Below are 3,127 nucleotides of genomic sequence, written 5' to 3'. Positions count from 1 at the left end.
CCCGCCGCGCTCGCGGCCGCAAGCGTCTGAGCGCCTGAGCCGGACCCCCTTTTTGGGATTTCATCATGGATCGGCTGAGGCAGCGAGCGGATTTCCTCGCCGTTGCCAATGGCGCGCGGGTGAATAGCCCCGCGTTCGTCCTGCAAAGCCGCGGTCGCGACGATAGCGGCCCAATCCGGATCGGCTTCACCGTCACCAAAAAGAACGGCAACGCCCCCGAGCGCAATCGCATCCGGCGCCGGCTTCGCGAACTGGTGAAGCGGCTCGATCCGGTGTCGATGCAGCCCCATCATGATTATGTGCTGGTCGGCCGAAGGGACGCGCTCTCGCGCGGCTTCGCCACCATGCTCGACGATCTGCGCATAGCGTTCGCGAAGCCCGCGCGGCATACGCACAAGGGACGCGGCTCAAAAAGCAGCCCAACAACCGACGGCTTAAAGCCCGGCCCCGCTCCTGCGACCAGCCGCAAACCGGATTGATGACGAGAGAATGATGACCGACAACCGCAATACCATCCTCGCCGTCATTCTGTCGGGCTTCGTGCTGATCGCCTGGCAATATTTCTACAACATGCCGGCGATGGAGAAGCAGCGCGCCCAGCAACAGGCGCAGGCCGAGCTGCAGAAGACCACGCCGCAGCCGACGGCTTCCGCTACGCCGGGCGCCACGCCGCAGGCCGGCAGCACGGCCCAGCCGTCGACGCCGAGCGCGAACCAGCAAGCCCAGCCGGTTCAAAGCCGTGACACCGCCATTGCTGCCAGCCCGCGCGTGAAGATCGAGACGCCGCGGATCGCCGGCAGCATCTCGCTGAAGGGCGGACGCATCGACGATGTCGCGCTGGTGCAATTCCGCGAAACGGTCGATCCGAAGTCACCGCCGATTATTCTGTATTCGCCCTCGGGGACCGCGGAGCCGTATTACGCCGAGTTCGGCTGGGTACCGGCGACGGGCGTGACGGCGAAACTGCCGGACGCGCAGACCGTCTGGCAGCAGGACGGCAGCGGCAGCCTGACGCCGACGACCCCGGTGCTGCTGAAATGGGACAATGGCGAGGGCCTCAACTTCCGTCGCACCATCTCGGTCGACGACCACTACCTCTTTACCGTCAAGGACGAGGTGAGCAATGTCGGCAACGCGCCGGTCACGCTCTATCCGTTCGCACTGATCTCGCGCCACGGCACGCCGCAGGTCTCCGGCTACTACATTCTGCATGAAGGCCTGATCGGCTATCTCGATGGCTTGCAGGAATACGCCTACAAGAAAATCGACGAAGCCAGGACGGTGAACTTCAAGGCCACCAATGGCTGGCTCGGCATGACCGACAAATACTGGGCCTCGGCGCTGCTGCCGGACACCAGTGCGCAGATTCAGGCGCGCTTCTCGTCGAATCCGAGTGGCAACGTCCACACCTACCAGACCGATTATCTGCTCGATCCGGTCACCGTCGCGATCGGCGGCTCCGCGACCGCGAACGCGCGGCTGTTCGCCGGCGCCAAGGAAGCCAGCGTTGTCGGCATCAACTTCCCGCTCGCCGGCCATGGCGGCTACAACAAGGAACTCGGCCTCAACCATTTCGATCTGTTGATCGACTGGGGCTGGTTCTACTTCATCACCAAGCCGATGTTCCTCGGCCTCGACTTCTTCTACCGCTTCTTCGGCAATTTCGGCATCTCGATCCTGCTCGTGACCGTGATCGTGAAGCTCCTGTTCTTCCCGCTGGCGAACAAGTCCTACGCCTCGATGGCGAAGATGAAGTCGGTCCAACCGCAGCTTCAGGCGCTGAAGGAGCGCTACCCTGACGACAAGGTGAAGCAGCAGCAGGAGATGATGGAGATCTACCGCAAGGAGAAGATCAATCCGGTCGCCGGCTGTCTTCCCGTGGTGATCCAGATCCCGGTGTTCTTCTCGCTGTACAAGGTGCTGTTCGTCACCATCGAGATGCGGCACGCGCCGTTCTTCGGCTGGATCAAGGATCTTTCCGCGCCGGACCCGACCAACCTGTTCACTCTGTTCGGGCTGATCCCGTTCGATCCGACCACCATTCCCGTGTTCGGCCACTACCTCGCGCTCGGCATCTGGCCGATCATCATGGGCATCACGATGTGGTTCCAGATGAAGCTGAATCCGACGCCGCCGGATCCGACGCAGCAGATGATCTTCAACTGGATGCCGCTGATCTTCACCTTCATGCTGGCGGGCTTCCCGGCGGGCCTCGTGATCTACTGGGCCTGGAACAACACGCTCTCGGTGCTTCAGCAGAGCTTCATCATGCGCCGCAACGGCGTGAAGGTGGAGCTGTTCGACAATCTCAAGGCGACGTTCGCGAAGAAGGCGACGTAGCGGTCGTCATTGCGAGGCAAAGCGACGAAGCAATCCAGAGTCCCTTCGCGGATGCATTTTTGGATTACTTCGCTTCGCTCGCAATGACGCGGACAAACAGAAAGCCTTCGCATGACCGACGACAAAGATGCGAAGCTGATCGAGGTCGGGCGAAAGCTGTTCACGCGCGACTGGCAGTTCATCTGGGCCTCGCCCTCGACTGAAACGCTGCCGCCGATGGCGGGGCTGGAGATCGCTTTTGCCGGCCGCTCCAATGTCGGCAAGTCCAGCCTGATCAACGCGCTGACCGGCCGCAACGCGCTCGCGCGCACCTCGCATACGCCGGGCCGCACCCAGGAGCTGATCTTCTTCGAGGTCCCCGGGAAAAGTGACCTGCGCCTGGTCGACATGCCCGGCTATGGCTATGCCAAGGCACCGAAGAGCCAGGTCGCGTCCTGGACCGAGCTGATCCACAAATTCCTGCTCGGACGCGCGAGCCTCGCGCGCGTCTACGTGCTGGTCGACGCGCGGCACGGCCTCAAGGACGTCGATCTCGAAGTCCTGAAGACACTCGATCGCTCCGCGGTCAGCTACCAGCTGGTTCTGACCAAGGCCGACCAGATCAAGGCCGCCGAGCTTCAATCGCGCATCGTCGAGACCGAGGCCGCGCTCGCCAAGCGTCCGGCCGCGTTCCCGAACGTGCTCGCGACCTCGTCGCGGAGCGCAACCGGCATGGCCGAGCTGCGCGCCGCGATCGCCAAGCTGCTGGAAGAGCGCACCTCGTAATGGCGGCGTTCCGCCTGTTGAT

General features: G+C 63.0%; 3 protein-coding genes. All 3 read left to right on the top strand.

What is annotated here, in order from left to right; all coding sequences use genetic code 11:
- Positions 1-65: 65 nt before the first annotated feature.
- Complete coding sequence (gene rnpA / locus IVB32_RS21680) at positions 66-479, top strand: ribonuclease P protein component (protein WP_018453036.1); 414 nt, start codon at positions 66-68, stop codon at positions 477-479.
- A gap of 13 nt (positions 480-492) precedes the next feature.
- Complete coding sequence (gene yidC / locus IVB32_RS21675; RefSeq protein ID WP_026232445.1) at positions 493-2,340, top strand: membrane protein insertase YidC; 1,848 nt, start codon at positions 493-495, stop codon at positions 2,338-2,340.
- A 111-nt stretch (positions 2,341-2,451) separates the two neighbouring features.
- The gene (yihA, locus tag IVB32_RS21670) at positions 2,452-3,105 is read left to right on the top strand and encodes a ribosome biogenesis GTP-binding protein YihA/YsxC (RefSeq protein ID WP_018453034.1); all 654 of its coding nucleotides are present in this window, start codon (positions 2,452-2,454) and stop codon (positions 3,103-3,105) included.
- Positions 3,106-3,127 lie beyond the last annotated feature (22 nt).

This window comes from Bradyrhizobium sp. 23, from assembly GCF_023073295.1.
Lineage (GTDB): Bacteria > Pseudomonadota > Alphaproteobacteria > Rhizobiales > Xanthobacteraceae > Bradyrhizobium > Bradyrhizobium canariense_D.
Note: the sequence above shows the minus strand (reverse complement) of the source record. Positions and strands in the feature narration are given on the sequence as shown.

Excerpts from the sequence above, each read along its gene's own strand:
- rnpA (WP_018453036.1), top strand. The coding sequence starts at position 66 with ATGGATCGGCTGAGGCAGCGAGCGGATTTCCTCGCCGTTGCCAATGGC.
- yidC (WP_026232445.1), top strand. The coding sequence starts at position 493 with ATGACCGACAACCGCAATACCATCCTCGCCGTCATTCTGTCGGGCTTC.
- yihA (WP_018453034.1), top strand. The coding sequence starts at position 2,452 with ATGACCGACGACAAAGATGCGAAGCTGATCGAGGTCGGGCGAAAGCTG.